This is a genomic window from Pectobacterium aroidearum (genome assembly GCF_015689195.1).
In the GTDB taxonomy this organism is placed as follows: Bacteria; Pseudomonadota; Gammaproteobacteria; order Enterobacterales; family Enterobacteriaceae; genus Pectobacterium; species Pectobacterium aroidearum.
In genome coordinates this window covers 1,252,913-1,275,031 of record NZ_CP065044.1, presented here as the reverse complement: position 1 = coordinate 1,275,031, position 22,119 = coordinate 1,252,913, and the positions used below count along the sequence as shown (strand labels likewise).

The window sequence follows — 22,119 nt, the reverse complement described above, 5'->3', positions numbered from 1 at the left end:
GGACTCTGACGGGCGGCGAACCACACAGAACGGGAAAACGAGTCTATCGCTGACGATTGAAGTATTGGCGACTGGGTAAAGCGAAGGGAACGTTGGCGTAATGGTATTATGAGTGGAGTGATTAGCGTGAGGGAAATTGATTATGAATTGTTGTTAATTACTTCTCTTCAATTTGGTAATGATCTGGTTCTGACCATGAAATTATTTTATACTTCCCTGTGTATAGCCCTTTCTCTTTATAAAACCCCATAACCTCTGACGGATACCAACCATAGCCAAACAAAAATAACGCATCTAACTTAACCAATTCTCTGATGAGATAGAGTTTATCGCTTTCACTTTCTACAACTTTGGTCATAAAACCACAAGAATGTAAAAAACCAAGAGATTTCATTTTATTTGTTAAGTCCTCTCCTTGCACACTAAGTTTCAGAGTGCTCCCTGCAATATCGCTTACAACAATCGTGTTTTCTGGAATTGTATTCATCATGCAACCATCATCAAGAGACATTAAATTTAAAAACGCCCTCATTAAACCCAGAAAATCTGGCTATATTTCTGAAGATTGATAACAGCCTTGAAAACTCTTCTGGATAACTATTTTTAAAAACAGAACTATTCCTCCATTCCACGATCAATGGTCGACATTCATCATCAATCGGGGTCATGAAATCATATAGTGCATCTGCGTTTCTTCCAAAATAAGGACCAAACGCTAACTCTTGTGAAAGATGATCATAAATATCATGTGGTGTTTTCTGTTTTTCACCATCAAGGACGATGAGTTTCATATTATCCCCCCTTCACATCACTTAAAATAATTAAACTACTGCTGGTATTTTACACGACTAAATTAGATGATCCAGCGTGTTATTTCCCCCAGCACTCGGCCTTTCCTGTGCCTGACGCGACAGTAACTCCCGCAGGGCGAATATCAAAATGAGATGAGTAAAATGGTAAATCCAACCCGCCCTCCGCCATCAACCTGAAAGGCCGCTGGCTGGAAGAGTGTGGCTTTATCACCGGGATGCCCGTTACCGTCACGGTCGAGCGCGGCAGGATTATTATTGAGACTGAGATTAATTTATAGCGACTGACCAACTGCTAAAAATAATAAAGCCGGAAGGATCTGTTCGATCACTTCCGGCCTTTATATCAATCATATTTCAATTCAATATTACCAATAATATCAAAAACATGATCATATGTACTTAATATCACTCTTTTCCTATTTTTTTTATACTCCCCTTCAACCTCATCAAAGCTTGAAAGCGTGTACTTCTCATAAGGAAAAGTATCAACTTTATATATAGACACACTTTCCACATCACTAAAATAAAACTCAACACATACATCAGGGGCATCTTTAACTGAGGGAATACAACCCCGCAGAGAAAGTGAAGTTTTGATATTCACCGTCATAGGTGTAATTTGAATAGAGTAATCTCTAATAATTAAGGCATTTCTTGAGAAGATACGGCCGTATTTTGTATCTAATTCTTTAATTTTTAAATCAGTCATTATCCGCAAGCCTTCCTTACTTCAATACCTTTTCCACCCGTTTCTGTGGAGAAGCGTCTATTTAGATTTATCTCTGCCAACTCCTCAGGAGTTGCCCACCTTGAAGGCATTTTTGAAATACCGGCCTCTTTTGCAGCATACAATCTTCTGTTATCTAAACTAAACACCGAATCTTTATGTGCCCCTTGGGACATTAACCTTTCTTGGACATTAGTCGGTAAGTCACGCATTCTGACTTTTCTAATAGGTTCAACCTCATTTATATAGGATGGATTGTTTTTCAATCTATGTACTAATTCATTTATTGAACCACCATCCGAAAATGAACCAGCAATACTGTCTTGAGAAAAAAGAATAGTTTTTGGGCTAATTAAAGATAATCCAAAGGGATCACACCACTCTAACGGATTGTGAACGTAGGCTTGAGGTCGAATGCCACCCAGCAGCCCTATCGGGTCATAGGGACAACTCCGGTGCAGTCGTACTTTCTGGCGCACTTAACCTATTGATGCAACAGCCTTTTTAAGTCACGTTTTTCGCCAGCTTAACAACGTTTTAACCCGAACACCCCGACGCGCACTTTTGCCCCCGGACACGCTACCGCCAGGCTCTGACTTCCCTGTCTGCCTGCCCCACATCATAGCAGCGGCGTCAGCCGCTGCCATTAGTCGTTTTACTGCTGAACCCGGTTTTATCGCGGCGCGAGCCGTTCCGCAGCTTGCTGTGGGACGGTGAAGCGTCTGCCGGGTGCGGGCTGGCGAGGCCCGCAAGACAAGCCGTTAAGCAGGGAGGCCCCCGGCGGGGGCCGCACGGGGCGGAGATGGCGAGCACGGCAACGAGCAAGGAGCGGGCGACTGCGAGCCGAGCGCAGCCAGTGCAGCAGGGTTGGGGTGGGGGCGAGGTAACGCCTTTCAGCGAAGGCCGTCAGGCCGACAACCCCTGTTCTGTTGACGTTGATGTTTGCTGAAGACTGACGCCGCAGCCTGCGCCGCCAGGGAAGGCGGCCACGCCGTGGAAGCCGAAGAACGGGCGCGATGCCGACAGCAGAGGGTGAAGCCCTGTGCGCCACACCGCACCAAGAGCCTAACCCCGGCGGCCAGCCGCACACCGATGCCGAAGCAGACCGCAGCGCGCCCTTAACCTGCCCGGCGCCGACATAATGTGTGTTGCGCGCGGGTTGCGTTCAGCAACTTGCGCGTAATGCCACATTATGTTGAATGACGTTCGGCCAGCAACGATGCTTGCAGAGAGTGATGGCGGTGAGCGCTGGCCGGGCGACATTTACCGCCGGAGCGCCTTAGCCACATAAGGCAAGCGGTGCGCCATGGACGGCGCAGCGTTTGCCCTGCACCGTCCTGCGGGATGGAGGGGAGCGAGCTACTTTTTCGGGCTGTCCGGCTGCGGCGTGGTGTCCGGCTTAGGCTCACTCGGTTTGCGTTTCTTCCTGCGTCGCGTTTTCGGCTTGCGCTCTGCCGGATGGGTTTTCTCATGCACCTGTTTCAGATGCCCGATAGCAACCCGCGTGTAGACCTGCGTGGTCTCCAGCTTTTCATGGCCGAGTATCGCTTGTATGTGCCGCGTGTCCGCGCCGTTCTCCAGCATCTGTGTCGCCATCGAGTGCCGGAACACGTGGCACGCTCCCGCTTTTTTCAGGTGCGCGTCGTTCCGTATTGCCCGGCCTGCCAGTATCGTCAGCGTCGCCCGTCCCAGCCGCTTGCCCCATATTGTGACGAACAGATAACCGCTGTCGTGCTTCGTCGTCAGCCTTGGCCGCACCGCATCCAGATAGCGCTGTACCCAGACCAGCGCCCGCAGGCCAACCGGAACCACCCGGTCTTTGTTGCCTTTGCCCTGTCGCACCACCAGAACGCCGCGCCCCACGTCCACATCGTCCAGCATCAGCCCGGCCAGCTCTGAACGTCTTAGCCCCGTGCTCCACAGCATTTCCAGTACCGCACGATTGCGTAACCCTGTCAGCGTGTCGGTGTCCTGCGCGTCCATCACCGCTTCCGTTTCTTCCTCGCTCAGTATCTGCGCCGGAAGTCGTTTCTCCGCTTTCGGCAGCGTCATCTGTTCGGCGGGGTTGTACAGGATATGGTGGCGTTGCAGCAGCCAGCGGAACAACATCCTGATGGACGTCAGGCGGTTAAGTTGCCCGCCTTGTGCCAGCGGTTTGCCGTCCGCCTTGCGGTAGCCGTGCAGATGGCGCTGATAGGCTTCCAGCACTGCCAGACTTACCTGTGCTGCCTGCATCAGTCCTCGCTCTTCACACCACGTCACGAACGGGCGCAGCCGTTCACCGTACCCTTCCACCGTGCGTGGGCTGTGGTTTGTCGCTGTCAGGTGCGCAAGGTAAGCGGTGGTGTACTGGCGCAGCGTCTGTGACAGGCTGCTAAGGTAAAGGGCTTCCGGGCTGGGCGATTTGGGTCGGGTCATGGCGGCGCGTCCTGCGGGGTGAGAAGAGAGGTTAAGGAAGAAGCGTTACGATGTGATGCGCTTAGCTGGCTTTGCCGGAACCGTGCTTTTGCCGTTAACCCGACTTGCGACAGATGAACCCTTATCGGCTGCGGCTTGGAGTGGTTTTCCCGACCCAGACTTGGCCCCGACTTGGGGCAGACTTGACCCCGACTTGCCATTGCCAGACCCAGACTTGCGCAAGTCGTACCCGTCTTTTTCACTGACTTCCGGCTCGATTAACCCGCACAGGTGCGCCCCTTCCGGCACTGTGCCATCCCACAGCAGTTCGTACTGCAACAAGTGTCCCCGGCTCCCGCCATGAACCAGCAGGTATTCCATTTCAGCCAGTCGCAGGCAGTGCAGCTTGAGCTGGCTGTCACTCCACTGCGTCGCGTTGCGGATATCCCGGCGGGTAAAGCGCACCTCGCCCGGTTTCCTGTTCTGCGTATGTGCTAACTGATTGACCATCCCCTGTATTAACAGCAACAGCTTTCTGGTCTGCGGCGGCATCTCGTCCAGCGTCCGGCCAAGGATTTCATGGGCTAACCGATTGGCCAGCACGATATCCGACCGTTCCACCTCGATATACTCGATAACCGTGCCACGGTGTTCTACCTGCTTCACCTCCCGCTGGTACTGGTGTAACAGGGCGATACTCTGTATCAGGGTGAGGTACTTCATATGGTCACGGCGGGTGCGGGTTTTATCACTCAGGAACGTGAGCTGACTGGCGAACGGATTGACCACTTTTAGCGGCTTGAGTAACCGTTGCGCGTTCTGGTACAACTCGGTGAGATAGCCTTTCTCGTTCTCCATCAGCAAGCCCTCTAACGTCTGCTTGTGCCGCTGCAACGCGTGGATAGCCTCGGTCTGTTCGCGGGATTCGTTCACGCTGAGAACCAGACAGCGGTTTAACAGCTCTTCATCCACGTCGATGGCCGTGGTGGTCAGCATCAGCATCACCGGGCCTTTCACCGTGTACTGCTTGGTGACCAGATTGCCTGTGGCATCATCCTTACCGGTACTGGCGATGGTCAGTTCTCCGTCACTCTGCAACAGCTTCAGCGCATACGCCGCCTGCCGCACGCCTTCTTCTTCCGCTATCGCCAGTATCTTGTGCTGTAAGTTCGTTTCGCCCAGATAGAACAGGCTCTGCCCCGTCATCGCCGAGTATTGCAGCCGCTCTTCCGGCGGTATCAGGTTCAGCACCGCATCCATCAGCGAGGATTTTCCCGCCGCGCTTGATGACTGGATAAGCACGGCCAGCGGCTTATCCAGCTTGCGCGACACCGCCGCCAGATAACCCGCCACTAAGTTGGTCGATTCCCCCACCACGCCACAGGCGGCAAGGTCATCGGTCAGCCTGCCGATAAGGTTCGGGTCTTGCAGCAGCGCCAGCGCGTCGGCTTTCGCGGCATCATCCAGTTCCGGTGCGAGGTCATCATTGGCTTCAGGTTGGGCAAGGTGGTTTTCCAGTGCCAGCAGCACCCGCCCCAGATGGCGTTTAAGGTCGCTTTCCGCCAACCCCAGCTCCGATGCAGCCAGCCGCGCATAACCCGCCCGGCTCCGGGCGCTCATCATGTCCACGCTGTCCGCGAACACCACGCCGCTGGCCGTGTCGATAACCTGTGCGTTCACCTTCATTGCACCGCTGCCGATCTTCACCGATGCCATACCCCGGATGCGCCATTGCTGGCCGGACAGCGCTATCTCAAGCTCACCGTTCGGCAGGGCGTCAACCACAACCCCGGCAGCTAAAGAGGAGGCGGGTTGAGACGGTTTTTCAGGCTGTGGCGTAGCTTTCCGTTGTGGCACGGATTCAGGTTCAGCTCTGACGGCTTCCCCCATCGCCATTGCGCCTTCAACCACCGCACGGAACGCCACTTCCGGCTCCGAGACTTTACACAGGTATTCATTCGCATCCATGCCAGCCGGGAACACCACGCGGAACGGGGTGATGCCGTCAGCCGCTAACGCAGCAGCCAGTTTCACCGCGCCTTCATCGCCTGCCGCATCGTTATCGAACGCGATTAGCACCTGTTTCACGCCATGGCGGATAAACGACTCGCGCATTTCTTCTGTGAACCCGTTCACCCCATAGGCGGCGGTGACATTGCGGAAGCCCGCTACCCAGAACGACATCGCATCGATAAGTGATTCGCATAAGATGACCGACTTACTCGCCACTAACGCCTGCTCGTTCCACACCCCGCCGTGTGGCCCCGGCAGATACAGGTGTTTTGGTGTGCCGACACGCAGACGGTCGCCCACCTTGCGGCCATATAACTCCCGCACCCGACCGTTAAAGTCGATAACCGGAACGACTAATGAACCCGCCAGATGCTCATGGCCGGATGAACGCATCACCCCGATGGCCTGCAACTGCGCCCGGATGGCTGCGCCGTCTTTCAGCTTCTTCGATGGCAGACGATAGCCCAGCGTCCGGTTGGCGAACCCTAAGCGGAACTGCGCGACTAACTCAGGATGATTGAGGCGGCGTTTTTCCAGATACGCGATGACCTCCGGCGCATTGAGCAGGGTGTGATGATAGAACTCGGTAACGCGATGCAGTAACGCCTGCTGCTCTTGTTCATTCGCGATATCCGCCACAGGGGGCAACGGCTCAGCGGCGGGCACACTCCCCAACTCACGCCGCAACTTATCGACCGCATGAGGCAAGCTGAGATTCTCCGTCTTCATCACCCAGTCAATGACCGAACCGCCTGCATCACAACCGAAGCAGTGATAGAGATTCTTGTCCGGCGAGATAACCATTGAAGGGGTTTTCTCCTGATGGAACGGGCACAGCACCACGACGTCCTTGCCGCGCTTCACCACCTTGCGCCCCTGCGCACGCACCACCTCAACCAGTGACACGGCGGCTTTCAGGTGCTGCAACTCGGATTCGGGGATGCGTACCATAAACGGATTTCCTCTAAAAACCTGTCAATAGGGTTTGGCTAAAAATAACTCGACAAGTATATACATCAGCTAGTAGTATTTACAACAGTATAATGTAAAACATGGAGTAGATTATGGTCATCAGGTCACAAAGGATTTCAGGTAAAACGACTATGGCCGCACCGATAAGCAATGAAGAACAGGTCTTTATCACCGAACTGGGTAAGCGGATAACCGCACTGAGGAAAGAAGCTGGGATGACACAGACGCAGGTTGCACAGGCGCTGAACGTTTCCCAGCAGGCTGTACAGGCATGGGAAGCAGGAAGAAGACGGATACAGATTTCCATACTCCCAGCCGTGGCGAGAGTGTTATCAGTTTCTCTTGAGGATTTACTCGGTAAGGAAGCAGAGAAGGCCGCCCGTAAACGTGGCCCGACGCCAAAATGGCAACAGCTTATTGAAGAGATAGACAGTTTGCCCAAGGCAAAACAGAAGATGATTTCGGAGATGTTAAGCGCTCTGATTGCTCAGGCGCGTAACTGAAGGATAACTAGCGCGGCGAAGATGAGTTCGCACCTCACCCACGCCGCTCACCACAAGCAACTAAACGAGGTAGTTAATCATGGCTAAGGCACATTCTAAGTCAGGCGTCACCGTTAATAAAGCAGGCAAAACAGAGCGTTACTACACCGTGGGATACGCCCCGCATAATGGTAAATCCAACCCGCCCTCCGCCATCAACCTTAAAGGCCGCTGGCTGGAAGAGTCGGGCTTTATCACTGGGATGCCCGTGACCGTCACGGTGGAAAGAGGCAGGATTATTATTGAGACGCAGATTAATTTATAACTGCTGACTAACTGCTAAAAATAAAATAGCCGGAAGGATCATCAGATCGCTTCCGGCTATTTTTTAATTAAGAAATCACTCTCCCAGAGAACTTATCCATTTATCAAAATATTCTTTTTGCTCATCAGGGCTAACTAAATCTTCTACTTCATAATCAAAGATACCAACCAAATCACCCCGATCAGCTTGCCTCCCCCAAGTTAATTCATAAGCTTTTATTCCGTTTGCCATCTGTCTAGCCATTCTCGAAGGGTACACATTCTTTTTTGCCCCTTTACATAAGAAAGTGATATTTTTTACTTTATCTCTTAAACTACAGAGACAAGAAAAAAAATCATTAGCTTGAGATTGTTCTATAACTTCCCCATTAACAAGTAAAGTCATCAAACAAGATGAGTCTTTCTTCAGAACTATCGTCCCAAGAGTCTCTTTTCCATCAATTAATAAACTGACATCAACACTATTAATCATCATCACCACCCATAATGCTTAGGATTTAATATACTATAATTTCCAAAAGTTCCATCGGCATTAACCGGAGTTACACCTAATACATTCTCTGGTTTAACTCCCCGAGGAATTGCGACCTCTAATTCACGAGGGAATGGTGTCGCTTTTCCCAATACAGAATTAACATCTATGCCATTATTAGATCTTATAGCGTACACATAGCCACTTTCTGTATAGAGCTGCGAACCAAATTCTGCGGCTACTTCTGGTGATTTAGATGTGCTTATAAAATTACTAGGGGGAGATGTATTATCGGAAGCGTGTTTAAAAAGATCATTACTATCCCCCCAAGGCTGAAAACCCTCATTAAAAATAGTATTAGGATCTCTTGAATCCCCTCGGTACGTTATTGTTTCCTTCGGTGTCAATCCAAGGGGATCTACCCAACTGAGCGGATTTTTTACATAACCATATGCCCTTCTACCACCCAGCAGCCCTATCGGGTCATAGGGACAACTCCGGTGCAGTCGTACTTTCTGGCGCACTTAACCTATTGATGCAACAGCCTTTTTAAGTCACGTTTTTCGCCAGCTTAACAACGTTTTAACCCGAACACCCCGACGCGCACTTTTGCCCCCGGACACGCTACCGCCAGGCTCTGACTTCCCTGTCTGCCTGCCCCACATCATAGCAGCGGCGTCAGCCGCTGCCATTAGTCGTTTTACTGCTGAACCCGGTTTTATCGCGGCGCGAGCCGTTCCGCAGCTTGCTGTGGGACGGTGAAGCGTCTGCCGGGTGCGGGCTGGCGAGGCCCGCAAGACAAGCCGTTAAGCAGGGAGGCCCCCGGCGGGGGCCGCACGGGGCGGAGATGGCGAGCACGGCAACGAGCAAGGAGCGGGCGACTGCGAGCCGAGCGCAGCCAGTGCAGCAGGGTTGGGGTGGGGGCGAGGTAACGCCTTTCAGCGAAGGCCGTCAGGCCGACAACCCCTGTTCTGTTGACGTTGATGTTTGCTGAAGACTGACGCCGCAGCCTGCGCCGCCAGGGAAGGCGGCCACGCCGTGGAAGCCGAAGAACGGGCGCGATGCCGACAGCAGAGGGTGAAGCCCTGTGCGCCACACCGCACCAAGAGCCTAACCCCGGCGGCCAGCCGCACACCGATGCCGAAGCAGACCGCAGCGCGCCCTTAACCTGCCCGGCGCCGACATAATGTGTGTTGCGCGCGGGTTGCGTTCAGCAACTTGCGCGTAATGCCACATTATGTTGAATGACGTTCGGCCAGCAACGATGCTTGCAGAGAGTGATGGCGGTGAGCGCTGGCCGGGCGACATTTACCGCCGGAGCGCCTTAGCCACATAAGGCAAGCGGTGCGCCATGGACGGCGCAGCGTTTGCCCTGCACCGTCCTGCGGGATGGAGGGGAGCGAGCTACTTTTTCGGGCTGTCCGGCTGCGGCGTGGTGTCCGGCTTAGGCTCACTCGGTTTGCGTTTCTTCCTGCGTCGCGTTTTCGGCTTGCGCTCTGCCGGATGGGTTTTCTCATGCACCTGTTTCAGATGCCCGATAGCAACCCGCGTGTAGACCTGCGTGGTCTCCAGCTTTTCATGGCCGAGTATCGCTTGTATGTGCCGCGTGTCCGCGCCGTTCTCCAGCATCTGTGTCGCCATCGAGTGCCGGAACACGTGGCACGCTCCCGCTTTTTTCAGGTGCGCGTCGTTCCGTATTGCCCGGCCTGCCAGTATCGTCAGCGTCGCCCGTCCCAGCCGCTTGCCCCATATTGTGACGAACAGATAACCGCTGTCGTGCTTCGTCGTCAGCCTTGGCCGCACCGCATCCAGATAGCGCTGTACCCAGACCAGCGCCCGCAGGCCAACCGGAACCACCCGGTCTTTGTTGCCTTTGCCCTGTCGCACCACCAGAACGCCGCGCCCCACGTCCACATCGTCCAGCATCAGCCCGGCCAGCTCTGAACGTCTTAGCCCCGTGCTCCACAGCATTTCCAGTACCGCACGATTGCGTAACCCTGTCAGCGTGTCGGTGTCCTGCGCGTCCATCACCGCTTCCGTTTCTTCCTCGCTCAGTATCTGCGCCGGAAGTCGTTTCTCCGCTTTCGGCAGCGTCATCTGTTCGGCGGGGTTGTACAGGATATGGTGGCGTTGCAGCAGCCAGCGGAACAACATCCTGATGGACGTCAGGCGGTTAAGTTGCCCGCCTTGTGCCAGCGGTTTGCCGTCCGCCTTGCGGTAGCCGTGCAGATGGCGCTGATAGGCTTCCAGCACTGCCAGACTTACCTGTGCTGCCTGCATCAGTCCTCGCTCTTCACACCACGTCACGAACGGGCGCAGCCGTTCACCGTACCCTTCCACCGTGCGTGGGCTGTGGTTTGTCGCTGTCAGGTGCGCAAGGTAAGCGGTGGTGTACTGGCGCAGCGTCTGTGACAGGCTGCTAAGGTAAAGGGCTTCCGGGCTGGGCGATTTGGGTCGGGTCATGGCGGCGCGTCCTGCGGGGTGAGAAGAGAGGTTAAGGAAGAAGCGTTACGATGTGATGCGCTTAGCTGGCTTTGCCGGAACCGTGCTTTTGCCGTTAACCCGACTTGCGACAGATGAACCCTTATCGGCTGCGGCTTGGAGTGGTTTTCCCGACCCAGACTTGGCCCCGACTTGGGGCAGACTTGACCCCGACTTGCCATTGCCAGACCCAGACTTGCGCAAGTCGTACCCGTCTTTTTCACTGACTTCCGGCTCGATTAACCCGCACAGGTGCGCCCCTTCCGGCACTGTGCCATCCCACAGCAGTTCGTACTGCAACAAGTGTCCCCGGCTCCCGCCATGAACCAGCAGGTATTCCATTTCAGCCAGTCGCAGGCAGTGCAGCTTGAGCTGGCTGTCACTCCACTGCGTCGCGTTGCGGATATCCCGGCGGGTAAAGCGCACCTCGCCCGGTTTCCTGTTCTGCGTATGTGCTAACTGATTGACCATCCCCTGTATTAACAGCAACAGCTTTCTGGTCTGCGGCGGCATCTCGTCCAGCGTCCGGCCAAGGATTTCATGGGCTAACCGATTGGCCAGCACGATATCCGACCGTTCCACCTCGATATACTCGATAACCGTGCCACGGTGTTCTACCTGCTTCACCTCCCGCTGGTACTGGTGTAACAGGGCGATACTCTGTATCAGGGTGAGGTACTTCATATGGTCACGGCGGGTGCGGGTTTTATCACTCAGGAACGTGAGCTGACTGGCGAACGGATTGACCACTTTTAGCGGCTTGAGTAACCGTTGCGCGTTCTGGTACAACTCGGTGAGATAGCCTTTCTCGTTCTCCATCAGCAAGCCCTCTAACGTCTGCTTGTGCCGCTGCAACGCGTGGATAGCCTCGGTCTGTTCGCGGGATTCGTTCACGCTGAGAACCAGACAGCGGTTTAACAGCTCTTCATCCACGTCGATGGCCGTGGTGGTCAGCATCAGCATCACCGGGCCTTTCACCGTGTACTGCTTGGTGACCAGATTGCCTGTGGCATCATCCTTACCGGTACTGGCGATGGTCAGTTCTCCGTCACTCTGCAACAGCTTCAGCGCATACGCCGCCTGCCGCACGCCTTCTTCTTCCGCTATCGCCAGTATCTTGTGCTGTAAGTTCGTTTCGCCCAGATAGAACAGGCTCTGCCCCGTCATCGCCGAGTATTGCAGCCGCTCTTCCGGCGGTATCAGGTTCAGCACCGCATCCATCAGCGAGGATTTTCCCGCCGCGCTTGATGACTGGATAAGCACGGCCAGCGGCTTATCCAGCTTGCGCGACACCGCCGCCAGATAACCCGCCACTAAGTTGGTCGATTCCCCCACCACGCCACAGGCGGCAAGGTCATCGGTCAGCCTGCCGATAAGGTTCGGGTCTTGCAGCAGCGCCAGCGCGTCGGCTTTCGCGGCATCATCCAGTTCCGGTGCGAGGTCATCATTGGCTTCAGGTTGGGCAAGGTGGTTTTCCAGTGCCAGCAGCACCCGCCCCAGATGGCGTTTAAGGTCGCTTTCCGCCAACCCCAGCTCCGATGCAGCCAGCCGCGCATAACCCGCCCGGCTCCGGGCGCTCATCATGTCCACGCTGTCCGCGAACACCACGCCGCTGGCCGTGTCGATAACCTGTGCGTTCACCTTCATTGCACCGCTGCCGATCTTCACCGATGCCATACCCCGGATGCGCCATTGCTGGCCGGACAGCGCTATCTCAAGCTCACCGTTCGGCAGGGCGTCAACCACAACCCCGGCAGCTAAAGAGGAGGCGGGTTGAGACGGTTTTTCAGGCTGTGGCGTAGCTTTCCGTTGTGGCACGGATTCAGGTTCAGCTCTGACGGCTTCCCCCATCGCCATTGCGCCTTCAACCACCGCACGGAACGCCACTTCCGGCTCCGAGACTTTACACAGGTATTCATTCGCATCCATGCCAGCCGGGAACACCACGCGGAACGGGGTGATGCCGTCAGCCGCTAACGCAGCAGCCAGTTTCACCGCGCCTTCATCGCCTGCCGCATCGTTATCGAACGCGATTAGCACCTGTTTCACGCCATGGCGGATAAACGACTCGCGCATTTCTTCTGTGAACCCGTTCACCCCATAGGCGGCGGTGACATTGCGGAAGCCCGCTACCCAGAACGACATCGCATCGATAAGTGATTCGCATAAGATGACCGACTTACTCGCCACTAACGCCTGCTCGTTCCACACCCCGCCGTGTGGCCCCGGCAGATACAGGTGTTTTGGTGTGCCGACACGCAGACGGTCGCCCACCTTGCGGCCATATAACTCCCGCACCCGACCGTTAAAGTCGATAACCGGAACGACTAATGAACCCGCCAGATGCTCATGGCCGGATGAACGCATCACCCCGATGGCCTGCAACTGCGCCCGGATGGCTGCGCCGTCTTTCAGCTTCTTCGATGGCAGACGATAGCCCAGCGTCCGGTTGGCGAACCCTAAGCGGAACTGCGCGACTAACTCAGGATGATTGAGGCGGCGTTTTTCCAGATACGCGATGACCTCCGGCGCATTGAGCAGGGTGTGATGATAGAACTCGGTAACGCGATGCAGTAACGCCTGCTGCTCTTGTTCATTCGCGATATCCGCCACAGGGGGCAACGGCTCAGCGGCGGGCACACTCCCCAACTCACGCCGCAACTTATCGACCGCATGAGGCAAGCTGAGATTCTCCGTCTTCATCACCCAGTCAATGACCGAACCGCCTGCATCACAACCGAAGCAGTGATAGAGATTCTTGTCCGGCGAGATAACCATTGAAGGGGTTTTCTCCTGATGGAACGGGCACAGCACCACGACGTCCTTGCCGCGCTTCACCACCTTGCGCCCCTGCGCACGCACCACCTCAACCAGTGACACGGCGGCTTTCAGGTGCTGCAACTCGGATTCGGGGATGCGTACCATAAACGGATTTCCTCTAAAAACCTGTCAATAGGGTTTGGCTAAAAATAACTCGACAAGTATATACATCAGCTAGTAGTATTTACAACAGTATAATGTAAAACATGGAGTAGATTATGGTCATCAGGTCACAAAGGATTTCAGGTAAAACGACTATGGCCGCACCGATAAGCAATGAAGAACAGGTCTTTATCACCGAACTGGGTAAGCGGATAACCGCACTGAGGAAAGAAGCTGGGATGACACAGACGCAGGTTGCACAGGCGCTGAACGTTTCCCAGCAGGCTGTACAGGCATGGGAAGCAGGAAGAAGACGGATACAGATTTCCATACTCCCAGCCGTGGCGAGAGTGTTATCAGTTTCTCTTGAGGATTTACTCGGTAAGGAAGCAGAGAAGGCCGCCCGTAAACGTGGCCCGACGCCAAAATGGCAACAGCTTATTGAAGAGATAGACAGTTTGCCCAAGGCAAAACAGAAGATGATTTCGGAGATGTTAAGCGCTCTGATTGCTCAGGCGCGTAACTGAAGGATAACTAGCGCGGCGAAGATGAGTTCGCACCTCACCCACGCCGCTCACCACAAGCAACTAAACGAGGTAGTTAATCATGGCTAAGGCACATTCTAAGTCAGGCGTCACCGTTAATAAAGCAGGCAAAACAGAGCGTTACTACACCGTGGGATACGCCCCGCATAATGGTAAATCCAACCCGCCCTCCGCCATCAACCTTAAAGGCCGCTGGCTGGAAGAGTCGGGCTTTATCACTGGGATGCCCGTGACCGTCACGGTGGAAAGAGGCAGGATTATTATTGAGACGCAGATTAATTTATAACTGCTGACTAACTGCTAAAAATAAAATAGCCGGAAGGATCATCAGATCGCTTCCGGCTATTTTTTAATTAAGAAATCACTCTCCCAGAGAACTTATCCATTTATCAAAATATTCTTTTTGCTCATCAGGGCTAACTAAATCTTCTACTTCATAATCAAAGATACCAACCAAATCACCCCGATCAGCTTGCCTCCCCCAAGTTAATTCATAAGCTTTTATTCCGTTTGCCATCTGTCTAGCCATTCTCGAAGGGTACACATTCTTTTTTGCCCCTTTACATAAGAAAGTGATATTTTTTACTTTATCTCTTAAACTACAGAGACAAGAAAAAAAATCATTAGCTTGAGATTGTTCTATAACTTCCCCATTAACAAGTAAAGTCATCAAACAAGATGAGTCTTTCTTCAGAACTATCGTCCCAAGAGTCTCTTTTCCATCAATTAATAAACTGACATCAACACTATTAATCATCATCACCACCCATAATGCTTAGGATTTAATATACTATAATTTCCAAAAGTTCCATCGGCATTAACCGGAGTTACACCTAATACATTCTCTGGTTTAACTCCCCGAGGAATTGCGACCTCTAATTCACGAGGGAATGGTGTCGCTTTTCCCAATACAGAATTAACATCTATGCCATTATTAGATCTTATAGCGTACACATAGCCACTTTCTGTATAGAGCTGCGAACCAAATTCTGCGGCTACTTCTGGTGATTTAGATGTGCTTATAAAATTACTAGGGGGAGATGTATTATCGGAAGCGTGTTTAAAAAGATCATTACTATCCCCCCAAGGCTGAAAACCCTCATTAAAAATAGTATTAGGATCTCTTGAATCCCCTCGGTACGTTATTGTTTCCTTCGGTGTCAATCCAAGGGGATCTACCCAACTGAGCGGATTTTTTACATAACCATATGCCCTTCTACCACCCAGCAGCCCTATCGGGTCCGGCGACAGATACTGTCCGCTCTCCGCATCATAGTAACGATGCCGGTTGTAGTAAAGCCCCGTTTCTGCGTCATACAACTGCCCCTGATAGCGCAGCTCGCAGTACACTTCTTCGTTCGCCGCATCCCCCAGATAGCGACGCAGCGGGATAGGTCGCCGCTCTTCCCGGTGTGCGCCCCACAGTCCCTGTTCCCCGCGCCAGCGGACTTCCCCTTCCTCGCTGCACAGCTCTCTTGCGGTTCCTGTCAGGTCCGTCACGATGTAGTGCAGTTGCGTGCTGTCGCCCTGCGCCTCCACCTGTGCCAGCGGCCGGAAGCTTCCCGGCTCGTACACCCACTGCACTTCCCGTGCCGCTGAACCGTCTGCCCGGTACTGCTGCTGACCAATCAGTTGGTCACCGTCCCACCGGTACGCCACCCGCGCTACCGCCTGCGCCGACGGAACCTGGCCCTCGCGCACCTTGTTGATTCTGCGCCCAAACGCATCGTAGCGATACCGCCAGCGTGCCCCGTCCGGCAGACTTACCCGCACCAGCCGGTCCTGCACGTCCCACTCAAAATACGTTTCCTTCGGTCTGAACCCCGACCGCGTTTCACGCTTCACTGCCAGACGCCCGCAGTCATCATACCGGTACTGTGTATGGCCCCGCTCAATGACCCGTCCCGCAGCATCGTACCGCGCCGATGACTGTACCACCGCATCCTGCACTTTCAGCGTCTCACCCAGACCCGGCGCTATCTGTGACACTTCGCACAGGTTCTGTTCGCTGTCGTAGCCAAACAGCCGCGCCTGACGCCGCCGCCCCTCATCACGGCGCTCCGCCGTCACCTGACCGGCCCCGTTCAGCCGGAATGCCTGCTCACCCCAGTGGCTGTCGCTGATGCCCGTCAGACGGTCCAGCACATCGTACTGGTAGCGACGCTCCAGCACGTCATTCACCCGGCCGTCTGCCCCTTCCAGCGCCTGACGCTGCAACAGCCCCGTCGGGCTCCACTCGTGACGCAGTGAAAAACCGCTGCCGTTAGTGCGTCGCTGCTCTTCCCCTGCTGCCGTGTGGCTGAACTGCAACGGCTGGTGAGAGCCGATACCCAGCGATGACAGCCGTCCCGACTGCCAGGCCAGTTGCAGCGGCGCCAGAATACCGTCGACAATGGCACGCTGACCACCCGCGTCGTAACCGCTCTGCACCGCCTCGCCGTTCACCGTTTCCGACGTCACCTGCCCCGCACGGTTATAGGCGTATTCCACCACCGCATCCGGGCTGGCGGCTTTGGTCAGCCTACCGGCAACATCATATGCCAGCTCGGTGATGCCGTCCGTTTCCCCGTCCGCTTTCCGCGCCGTGATACACGTTATCCGCCCTGCCGCATCGTGCTCATAATGCAGCGCACTGCCATCCGGCGCGGTGCGCTGCACCAAGCGGTCGGCCACATCGTACTGATACCGGTATACCCGACCGTCGTAATGCCGTTCCTCGCTCAACCGTCCACTGCTGTCAAAGCCGTACGTCCAGTCCCGTCCCTGGCTGTTCGTCACCCCGGCGAACTCGGCTTCCGCATTGTAGTGATAGCGCACCGTCGCTCCCAGCGGGTCGGTCGCTTCCAGCAGGTTATCGAACGCCCCGTAGCGGAACTGATAGCGCTGACCCAGCGCATCCGTCACCGCCGTCAGGTTACCTTCCACATCGTAACCAAACCGCGTCTCGCTGCCGTCTTCATACACCACTTTCGACGGTGACTCACGCACGCCGTCATACTCCCAGCGCCGAACCTGTACGCCAGCCTCATGCCCGATATGCCGCTCCGTCAGGCGATCAAGGTCGTCATACCGGAACATGACCGGCGGTGCATTATCCCGCTCAAGGCTGCTCAGCAGACCACGACGATTATAGTGATAACGCTGCAACACACCGTCCGGCCCTATCACCGTCGACAGTTGCCCCATGTCGCCGTAACGGTACAGCCACTCGCGCCCTTCCGGGTCGTTCACCTCGACAACCTGCCCTGCCGCATTACGCTGATAGCGCCATTCGCTGCCCAGCGGGTCGATATAGGCCAGCAGATGTCCATTATCATCATACGCATACTGATGCGTCGCGCCGTCGGGTAAGATAACTTCGGTTACCTGTCCCCAGTCATTACGCTGATACACCGTGCGTCCACCCAGCGGGTCGGTCTCTGCCGCCAGTTGGTTGTCCACCCACTCAAACCGGGTCTCACCGCCGTCTGGCGTGCGTTCCAACAGAATATTGTTGCGCTCGTCGCGCACATAGCTGAATACCCCGCCAAACCCGCTGTGATAGTGGCTGGTCAGGGTGTCATCATCGTATTCAAAGTGACCCGGCCAGTAGCCTTCCGAGGTTCTGTCCCGGATGGCACGCCCTTTTTTATCATAGTCGTGCTCAACCCAGGTCGAGCCTAAATCCGACCAGCGCAGCATCCAGCCTTCCGGCGAGTAGCGATAGTCAAAGTTGCGTCCTTCATCCGCCCGTACGCTCAGCAAATGTCCACGCTTGTCATAGCTATAGCTCGCCAACGTTTTTAATCGCTGACGCTGCGGGGTACACAGCGTCAGTGCCGTGATCCTTTGGTGTTCCGACGTGACGTGAACCAAACGCCCATCCGACAACGTAACCCAGTGCAGTTCGCCCAACACCCACTCGAAAGCCACCCGATGACCCGCGGCATCGTCAATCGACGTCAAACAAAGTTGGAGACCAAGCGCATATTCAAAGCGATAGAGCAAGCCACCAACATGGTGAAGCACCAGTTCACCCTGCTGCCGAGTCAGCCGCCATTGTGGGTTCGACGTTGAGCGACTGAACTCCCCTTCATTCGGGAGCGTGAAAAATGCCTGATTAAATTCACCATCCGTTAACGTTGCTACCCCATCGTTAAGCGTCAGGCTGATATCCCAGTTGGTACGCCACAATGTGCCTAATAAACCAGAGTGACGTTTTCCCGTGGAACGATAATAACGTTGCAATGAAAGCGGCAGAGGACTGCTTACCTGAATATCCGTGCGCTGCTCCACCACCGCCCCGGTTGCCATGTCGACGGGGTCACCATTTTGTTTGCCATTTTTGGGGTCAGATTTAGCGTCTTCATTTTGTTCTTGTGCTTTTTTCTGGGCTGCTTCATCAACGTTTTGTTTGGGTTTCCGAGCACCTGCCGTTACAGTATGAGTGCCATCAGGAAGTGGCGTGGCACCATCTGGCGTGTGTTTATTCTCACCCGATGAATGCTTTTCAGCCTCATGAGGCTGACTTTTTTGACTGCTATCAGTAGATTTAGGCTGAGGCTTATCTTGAGGTTTTGGCGTTTCCGCCGATGTTGAATGGTGTTGCTCAGACGGTGTAGGTGGGCGTTGAGAGGCATGTGAGGCACTCGTCGAAGGTTTCCCGCCCTGAGAGGCCATACCGATTCTATTCTTACCGCCTTTCCCTGACATAGCAGAAAGTATACCTATTGACGACACCATTCCGACCTCAGCCATCGTCAAACCACTAGGCTTTTCTGCCCGTTGATTAAATTCAGTGATTTCCTCTTCGGTACGATAGTCACCCGATCCCCCCTTTTGCACAGTCATGGCAGATAACTCACAGCTCCCTTTAGGCCGCGCACTGCCAATAACCTGTGTCATGATTTGGGGGATAAATTCAGCAAATTCAGCCTCAATTAATCCCGTGACAACGGTAAACATTGAGATTAATTTCTCGAGGACGTTCACCATGGCTCGAAAGCTGTCAGCCATCAGCACAACTATCCAACTGCGCTCACCAGAAACACCTTTCACCAGCAGATCCAGCGCCGCTTTCATGGTTTCCAGTATTTTTTGCCCTTTATCAGCATAAATTCTGATATCAGAACGTATACCCATCAACCAGTTGACTATATTACCGTTACTCAAACGGCGAATAATTTGAGTGGCTTCCTCAATATTCTGCTGTTTGTTGCCTTTCGCGCCTTTGAGCTTCCGTAAGGCTTGCGTAATGGCATTACCACTGACTTTTAGCGCGTCCCCAACACCAGGAACAAACCCAATGACGCACAGCACCCCGTCAATCTGGTGCATGGTGTCCTTCAGCAATTCAGGAGTTTCATAGCTATCCCAGCACCACTTCCCGAGGAAATACACATCCATCGCCTGTCCGACTACGGGAATACAGCCAAGAATGACTTCACAGAACAGCAGAACGGCGTTATCAATACTGGATGCCTTACTAGCTACCTCCGCCGCCTGTTGATGTTGAATCCGGCGGATTTCTCTTTGGAGCTCGCCATCACTTCTATAGAGCTGCCTTTCCAATTCCCAGAAACGTTTCAACGCTGGTTTATATTGATCGGGTATCGTACTCAGCGGCATTCTCACTGACTGCTGAACAGACCCATACTCCACCAGCCCTTGCGCTCTCAGGATGACGAACAGGGAAAAGTATTCTCCGGCAAAACTCGCATAGGCAGGGTTAGACATCAAAACGGGGTTGTTTTGCACCGTTTTCTTAGGGTCAAACGTATCGCTGCCTTCCCCCAAAATGAGTTCATACGTGCTACACCCCATATCATGGATAAAAAACATCCCGTTATCGTCGGTTTTGCCTTCTATCTTGTGATCCCGGCTATCAGTTAATTGAAAAGGGGCGTTAGGTATTGGGTCTCCTGAATCGTAATGGTAATAAACAAGTATTTCGCAACCACAGGTTGTACATCCCCCTGAAATTTTATTATCCGTGGCAAAATTATGCTTCGCGGCATCCCCGCTGGCAGCTAACGCGCTGCTTTTATCCTGACTCATGAAATGACGTCCTTTTTATTTTATGCTTCGTCCAGGTGGTCAATAGCTGCCTGATACAGGCGATCCATACGGCTTTGCGTGCCGATGTATTCCGGCTGTACCAAAATATTTTTTGCCCAAGGCTGATGAATGAATGTTGGTGAGAGTTCTGTCGCCAATGCCAGCCAGCGCACGATATCGCGGTCGTTGTTAAAGCCGTTGCTCTTTGCCTGTTCTGTCTGCTGATAGGTAAACGCCTGTAGTTCATCGTCAGACGCGTTTTGCCAGTCAGCATGATAAGTACGCAGATGTTCCATATAGCGCGCCAGATGCTGATGCTCGGAAGGCGCCATGATGGCATGCCATTGTTCGGTACTCAGCTGCCGCGGCAGGATGTCTGGAATGGAGTGCGGCTCACGGGCGGTGAGGTTTAAGGTGCGTATCACGCCATCAGGAGAAATGTCGCAGAAACTGGCTATCGGGCCATAGAGCGCACAGGCTTCTTGTGCGGAACTGGCGGATAACAACTGCTTCACCACCTGCCAGTCCCCCACGCGCAGGATGGCATTCTCCCCGGAAGGAGAGGTCACCAGACTCCACTGCCGCAGATGCTTCGTGACCTCAAGCAGTTGATCGAGCGGTGAATATGCCTGCATAAACCACGCCAGCTGTAACCCCATTCCCCAACCCGGTTGAGTAACCAAATGTTCTTTCACTTGAGGCCAGTTAGCAACGTTAAGCGGGATGCAATAGGGTGATACCGAAGCATGAACGCGCCCCGTTTCCCCCCAGTACAAACGGGTCTGTTCCAGACTGCCTCCCCAGCGTTCGGCCAGCCAGGGAACAGCCTCGTTCATCGAGGCTTCTGCGATAACAAAACAGCCGCCCTGAGCGATACGCGTTTGCCAGACCGCATCATCTTCCGGCATCAATTCAAGGAAAGGTTGCGATACACTCACAGCGTGACCTCCGTTATGTCAGGTAATTCTCCCCGCATCCAGCCGGGGCGATGGTAATTAAGCTGCACACTTTCAATTCGTTCTGGCTCAGATTTAAAAATCCGAAGACTGTCCGCTATCGAATAACGTTCAGTCAGATGAATAAAGATCGGGTGCAAATAGAATTCACTACCGAGAACCCAGCGATGGGCAGCCCAGGCTTCACATTCCGCTTCGCTGGCTTTGGGATAATAGTTCTTTGCTAAAGCAATACCGCTAATAAAGCGCGCTTTGACTATTTCAATATCCAGAGGAAAAACACAGTGCGCACTGACAAAAAGAAAGAGTTCATTCGCTAATCGGTGTAAGCGATTGTCGTTAGCGAGAAGGTAATATTGATAGTGCGTTAACGTAATATGGTACGCATTATCAACGTCGTGCTTATTTTTATACTTAATGTCTCGCTGTGCGAATAGCTGATATTCCCCACGTTCGCTATTTATTATGGGTAAATACATATCATCGAGTGGACCGAGAAAATCAGTTTGAGCAGCCAGATCCAAAGTGGGCCACCAAGCCGATAAAACGTCTGGCGCATAACTACGAAATACAGCCCGTGTGCCATCAGGCCAGAGGCAGAAAATACGCTGCTGCCAAAAATTCACCACCTGCTGCAATGTCAGGTCGCCATGCGTGAGGATCGCACCACCATGGCGCTCCGGCTGAATCTCAGTCAACCAATGCAGCAACGTTTCTCCTGGTTTGCCTTCTTCTATTTTCACCACAATAGGTGCCCACATCTGCCAGTCTTCAGCATCCTTGCCAAAATGTAGCTGTTGCCATATATCCGCCGCCGCAGGTTGAAAAGCCTGCCAATATTCAGGTAATTGGGGATAACTCAGCGGCGAGATAATTGCGTACAAAGGCGCATCAAACTGGCTGATTTCAAACAGAGTATAACCGTTTGCCATCATCGTTATTTGCCTGTCAATAAATGAGATAATTTTAATACGATGAGC

Annotated in this window: 20 protein-coding genes and 1 pseudogene; 7 read left to right on the top strand and 14 right to left on the bottom strand. The window is 53.7% G+C overall.

The window, feature by feature from the left end; genetic code table 11:
• Positions 1–157 precede the first annotated feature (157 nt).
• The gene (locus tag I2D83_RS05680; RefSeq protein WP_308415896.1) at positions 158–490 is read right to left on the bottom strand and encodes a hypothetical protein; all 333 of its coding nucleotides are present in this window, start codon (positions 488–490) and stop codon (positions 158–160) included.
• Between the two features lie 10 nt (positions 491–500).
• The gene (locus tag I2D83_RS05675; protein WP_205947698.1) at positions 501–791 is read right to left on the bottom strand and encodes a barstar family protein; all 291 of its coding nucleotides are present in this window, start codon (positions 789–791) and stop codon (positions 501–503) included.
• 164 nt (positions 792–955) lie between these two features.
• On the opposite strand from I2D83_RS05675, the pseudogene I2D83_RS05670 reads away from it, so the two are divergent.
• A pseudogene (locus I2D83_RS05670) lies at positions 956–1,090 on the top strand (SymE family type I addiction module toxin); the annotation flags it as partial.
• 65 nt (positions 1,091–1,155) lie between these two features.
• On the opposite strand, the gene I2D83_RS05665 reads toward I2D83_RS05670, so the two are convergent.
• Both I2D83_RS05665 and I2D83_RS05660 read right to left on the bottom strand, forming a co-directional pair.
• Positions 1,156–1,521, bottom strand: coding sequence for a hypothetical protein (locus I2D83_RS05665; protein ID WP_205947697.1), 366 nt, complete (start codon positions 1,519–1,521; stop codon positions 1,156–1,158).
• The gene (locus I2D83_RS05660) at positions 1,521–2,018 is read right to left on the bottom strand and encodes an RHS repeat-associated core domain-containing protein (RefSeq protein ID WP_241007276.1); all 498 of its coding nucleotides are present in this window, start codon (positions 2,016–2,018) and stop codon (positions 1,521–1,523) included. The genes I2D83_RS05665 and I2D83_RS05660 overlap by 1 nt, the downstream gene beginning before the upstream one ends.
• A gap of 537 nt (positions 2,019–2,555) precedes the next feature.
• Here I2D83_RS05660 and I2D83_RS22480 point away from each other — a divergent pair.
• Complete coding sequence (locus I2D83_RS22480) at positions 2,556–2,681, top strand: hypothetical protein (RefSeq protein ID WP_264042835.1); 126 nt, start codon at positions 2,556–2,558, stop codon at positions 2,679–2,681.
• Positions 2,682–2,898: 217 nt separating this feature from the next.
• Here I2D83_RS22480 and xerC (I2D83_RS05655) read toward each other — a convergent pair whose 3' ends face one another.
• Together xerC (I2D83_RS05655) and I2D83_RS05650 are read right to left on the bottom strand one after the other, a co-directional pair.
• Positions 2,899–3,957, bottom strand: a complete 1,059-nt coding sequence (gene xerC / locus I2D83_RS05655; protein ID WP_205947695.1) for a site-specific tyrosine recombinase XerC — start codon at positions 3,955–3,957, stop codon at positions 2,899–2,901.
• A 45-nt stretch (positions 3,958–4,002) separates the two neighbouring features.
• On the bottom strand, positions 4,003–6,900 hold the full coding sequence (locus I2D83_RS05650; RefSeq protein ID WP_205947694.1) for a CHC2 zinc finger domain-containing protein: 2,898 nt from the start codon (positions 6,898–6,900) through the stop codon (positions 4,003–4,005).
• 152 nt (positions 6,901–7,052) lie between these two features.
• Between I2D83_RS05650 and I2D83_RS05645 the strand changes: the two genes are divergently transcribed.
• Together I2D83_RS05645 and I2D83_RS05640 are read left to right on the top strand one after the other, a co-directional pair.
• The gene (locus I2D83_RS05645; RefSeq protein WP_205947693.1) at positions 7,053–7,424 is read left to right on the top strand and encodes a helix-turn-helix domain-containing protein; all 372 of its coding nucleotides are present in this window, start codon (positions 7,053–7,055) and stop codon (positions 7,422–7,424) included.
• A 79-nt stretch (positions 7,425–7,503) separates the two neighbouring features.
• Positions 7,504–7,728 carry a SymE family type I addiction module toxin gene (locus tag I2D83_RS05640; RefSeq protein ID WP_048261787.1) on the top strand — a complete coding sequence of 75 codons (225 nt, stop codon included), beginning with the start codon at positions 7,504–7,506 and terminating at the stop codon, positions 7,726–7,728.
• A 75-nt stretch (positions 7,729–7,803) separates the two neighbouring features.
• Here the strand turns inward: I2D83_RS05640 and I2D83_RS22325 are convergent, their stop codons facing one another.
• Both I2D83_RS22325 and I2D83_RS05630 read right to left on the bottom strand, forming a co-directional pair.
• A complete protein-coding gene (locus I2D83_RS22325) occupies positions 7,804–8,202 on the bottom strand; it encodes a hypothetical protein (RefSeq protein ID WP_241007274.1) in 399 nt (132 codons plus the stop codon).
• Positions 8,202–8,606, bottom strand: a complete 405-nt coding sequence (locus I2D83_RS05630) for a scabin-related ADP-ribosyltransferase (protein WP_241007275.1) — start codon at positions 8,604–8,606, stop codon at positions 8,202–8,204. Before I2D83_RS05630 ends, I2D83_RS22325 begins: the two co-directional genes overlap by 1 nt.
• A 654-nt stretch (positions 8,607–9,260) precedes the next feature.
• Here I2D83_RS05630 and I2D83_RS22475 point away from each other — a divergent pair.
• Positions 9,261–9,386: a hypothetical protein gene (locus I2D83_RS22475; protein WP_264042835.1), complete on the top strand. Its 126-nt coding sequence runs from the start codon at positions 9,261–9,263 to the stop codon at positions 9,384–9,386.
• 217 nt (positions 9,387–9,603) lie between these two features.
• Here I2D83_RS22475 and xerC (I2D83_RS05625) read toward each other — a convergent pair whose 3' ends face one another.
• Entirely contained in the window at positions 9,604–10,662 is a 1,059-nt protein-coding gene (gene xerC, locus I2D83_RS05625; RefSeq protein WP_205947695.1) for a site-specific tyrosine recombinase XerC, read from the bottom strand.
• A gap of 45 nt (positions 10,663–10,707) precedes the next feature.
• On the bottom strand, positions 10,708–13,605 hold the full coding sequence (locus I2D83_RS05620; protein WP_205947694.1) for a CHC2 zinc finger domain-containing protein: 2,898 nt from the start codon (positions 13,603–13,605) through the stop codon (positions 10,708–10,710).
• A gap of 152 nt (positions 13,606–13,757) precedes the next feature.
• Here I2D83_RS05620 and I2D83_RS05615 point away from each other — a divergent pair, with 152 nt between their 5' ends.
• Complete coding sequence (locus tag I2D83_RS05615) at positions 13,758–14,129, top strand: helix-turn-helix domain-containing protein (RefSeq protein ID WP_205947693.1); 372 nt, start codon at positions 13,758–13,760, stop codon at positions 14,127–14,129.
• A 79-nt stretch (positions 14,130–14,208) separates the two neighbouring features.
• Positions 14,209–14,433: a SymE family type I addiction module toxin gene (locus tag I2D83_RS05610; protein ID WP_048261787.1), complete on the top strand. Its 225-nt coding sequence runs from the start codon at positions 14,209–14,211 to the stop codon at positions 14,431–14,433.
• Positions 14,434–14,508: 75 nt separating this feature from the next.
• On the opposite strand, the gene I2D83_RS22320 is transcribed toward I2D83_RS05610, so the two are convergent.
• Genes I2D83_RS22320 through I2D83_RS05590 form a run of 4 tightly spaced genes read right to left on the bottom strand, consistent with a single transcriptional unit; the run spans position 14,509 to position 22,074 of the window.
• A complete protein-coding gene (locus I2D83_RS22320; protein WP_241007274.1) occupies positions 14,509–14,907 on the bottom strand; it encodes a hypothetical protein in 399 nt (132 codons plus the stop codon).
• Entirely contained in the window at positions 14,907–20,183 is a 5,277-nt protein-coding gene (locus tag I2D83_RS05600) for an RHS repeat-associated core domain-containing protein (protein WP_205947692.1), read from the bottom strand. The genes I2D83_RS22320 and I2D83_RS05600 overlap by 1 nt, the downstream gene beginning before the upstream one ends.
• A 20-nt stretch (positions 20,184–20,203) precedes the next feature.
• The gene (locus I2D83_RS05595) at positions 20,204–21,121 is read right to left on the bottom strand and encodes a DUF4123 domain-containing protein (protein WP_181848412.1); all 918 of its coding nucleotides are present in this window, start codon (positions 21,119–21,121) and stop codon (positions 20,204–20,206) included.
• Positions 21,118–22,074, bottom strand: a complete 957-nt coding sequence (locus I2D83_RS05590; protein WP_205947691.1) for a DUF4123 domain-containing protein — start codon at positions 22,072–22,074, stop codon at positions 21,118–21,120. Before I2D83_RS05590 ends, I2D83_RS05595 begins: the two co-directional genes overlap by 4 nt.
• Between the last annotated feature and the right edge of the window lie 45 nt (positions 22,075–22,119).

Coding starts and splice junctions, on each gene's coding strand:
- I2D83_RS05680 (WP_308415896.1), bottom strand. CDS start 490: ATGATGAATACAATTCCAGAAAACACGATTGTTGTAAGCGATATTGCA.
- I2D83_RS05675 (WP_205947698.1), bottom strand. CDS start 791: ATGAAACTCATCGTCCTTGATGGTGAAAAACAGAAAACACCACATGAT.
- I2D83_RS05665 (WP_205947697.1), bottom strand. CDS start 1,521: ATGACTGATTTAAAAATTAAAGAATTAGATACAAAATACGGCCGTATC.
- I2D83_RS22480 (WP_264042835.1), top strand. CDS start 2,556: ATGCCGACAGCAGAGGGTGAAGCCCTGTGCGCCACACCGCACCAAGAG.
- xerC (WP_205947695.1), bottom strand. CDS start 3,957: ATGACCCGACCCAAATCGCCCAGCCCGGAAGCCCTTTACCTTAGCAGC.
- I2D83_RS05650 (WP_205947694.1), bottom strand. CDS start 6,900: ATGGTACGCATCCCCGAATCCGAGTTGCAGCACCTGAAAGCCGCCGTG.
- I2D83_RS05645 (WP_205947693.1), top strand. CDS start 7,053: ATGGCCGCACCGATAAGCAATGAAGAACAGGTCTTTATCACCGAACTG.
- I2D83_RS05640 (WP_048261787.1), top strand. CDS start 7,504: ATGGCTAAGGCACATTCTAAGTCAGGCGTCACCGTTAATAAAGCAGGC.
- I2D83_RS22325 (WP_241007274.1), bottom strand. CDS start 8,202: ATGATGATTAATAGTGTTGATGTCAGTTTATTAATTGATGGAAAAGAG.
- I2D83_RS22475 (WP_264042835.1), top strand. CDS start 9,261: ATGCCGACAGCAGAGGGTGAAGCCCTGTGCGCCACACCGCACCAAGAG.
- xerC (WP_205947695.1), bottom strand. CDS start 10,662: ATGACCCGACCCAAATCGCCCAGCCCGGAAGCCCTTTACCTTAGCAGC.
- I2D83_RS05620 (WP_205947694.1), bottom strand. CDS start 13,605: ATGGTACGCATCCCCGAATCCGAGTTGCAGCACCTGAAAGCCGCCGTG.
- I2D83_RS05615 (WP_205947693.1), top strand. CDS start 13,758: ATGGCCGCACCGATAAGCAATGAAGAACAGGTCTTTATCACCGAACTG.
- I2D83_RS05610 (WP_048261787.1), top strand. CDS start 14,209: ATGGCTAAGGCACATTCTAAGTCAGGCGTCACCGTTAATAAAGCAGGC.
- I2D83_RS22320 (WP_241007274.1), bottom strand. CDS start 14,907: ATGATGATTAATAGTGTTGATGTCAGTTTATTAATTGATGGAAAAGAG.
- I2D83_RS05600 (WP_205947692.1), bottom strand. CDS start 20,183: ATGAGTCAGGATAAAAGCAGCGCGTTAGCTGCCAGCGGGGATGCCGCG.
- I2D83_RS05590 (WP_205947691.1), bottom strand. CDS start 22,074: ATGATGGCAAACGGTTATACTCTGTTTGAAATCAGCCAGTTTGATGCG.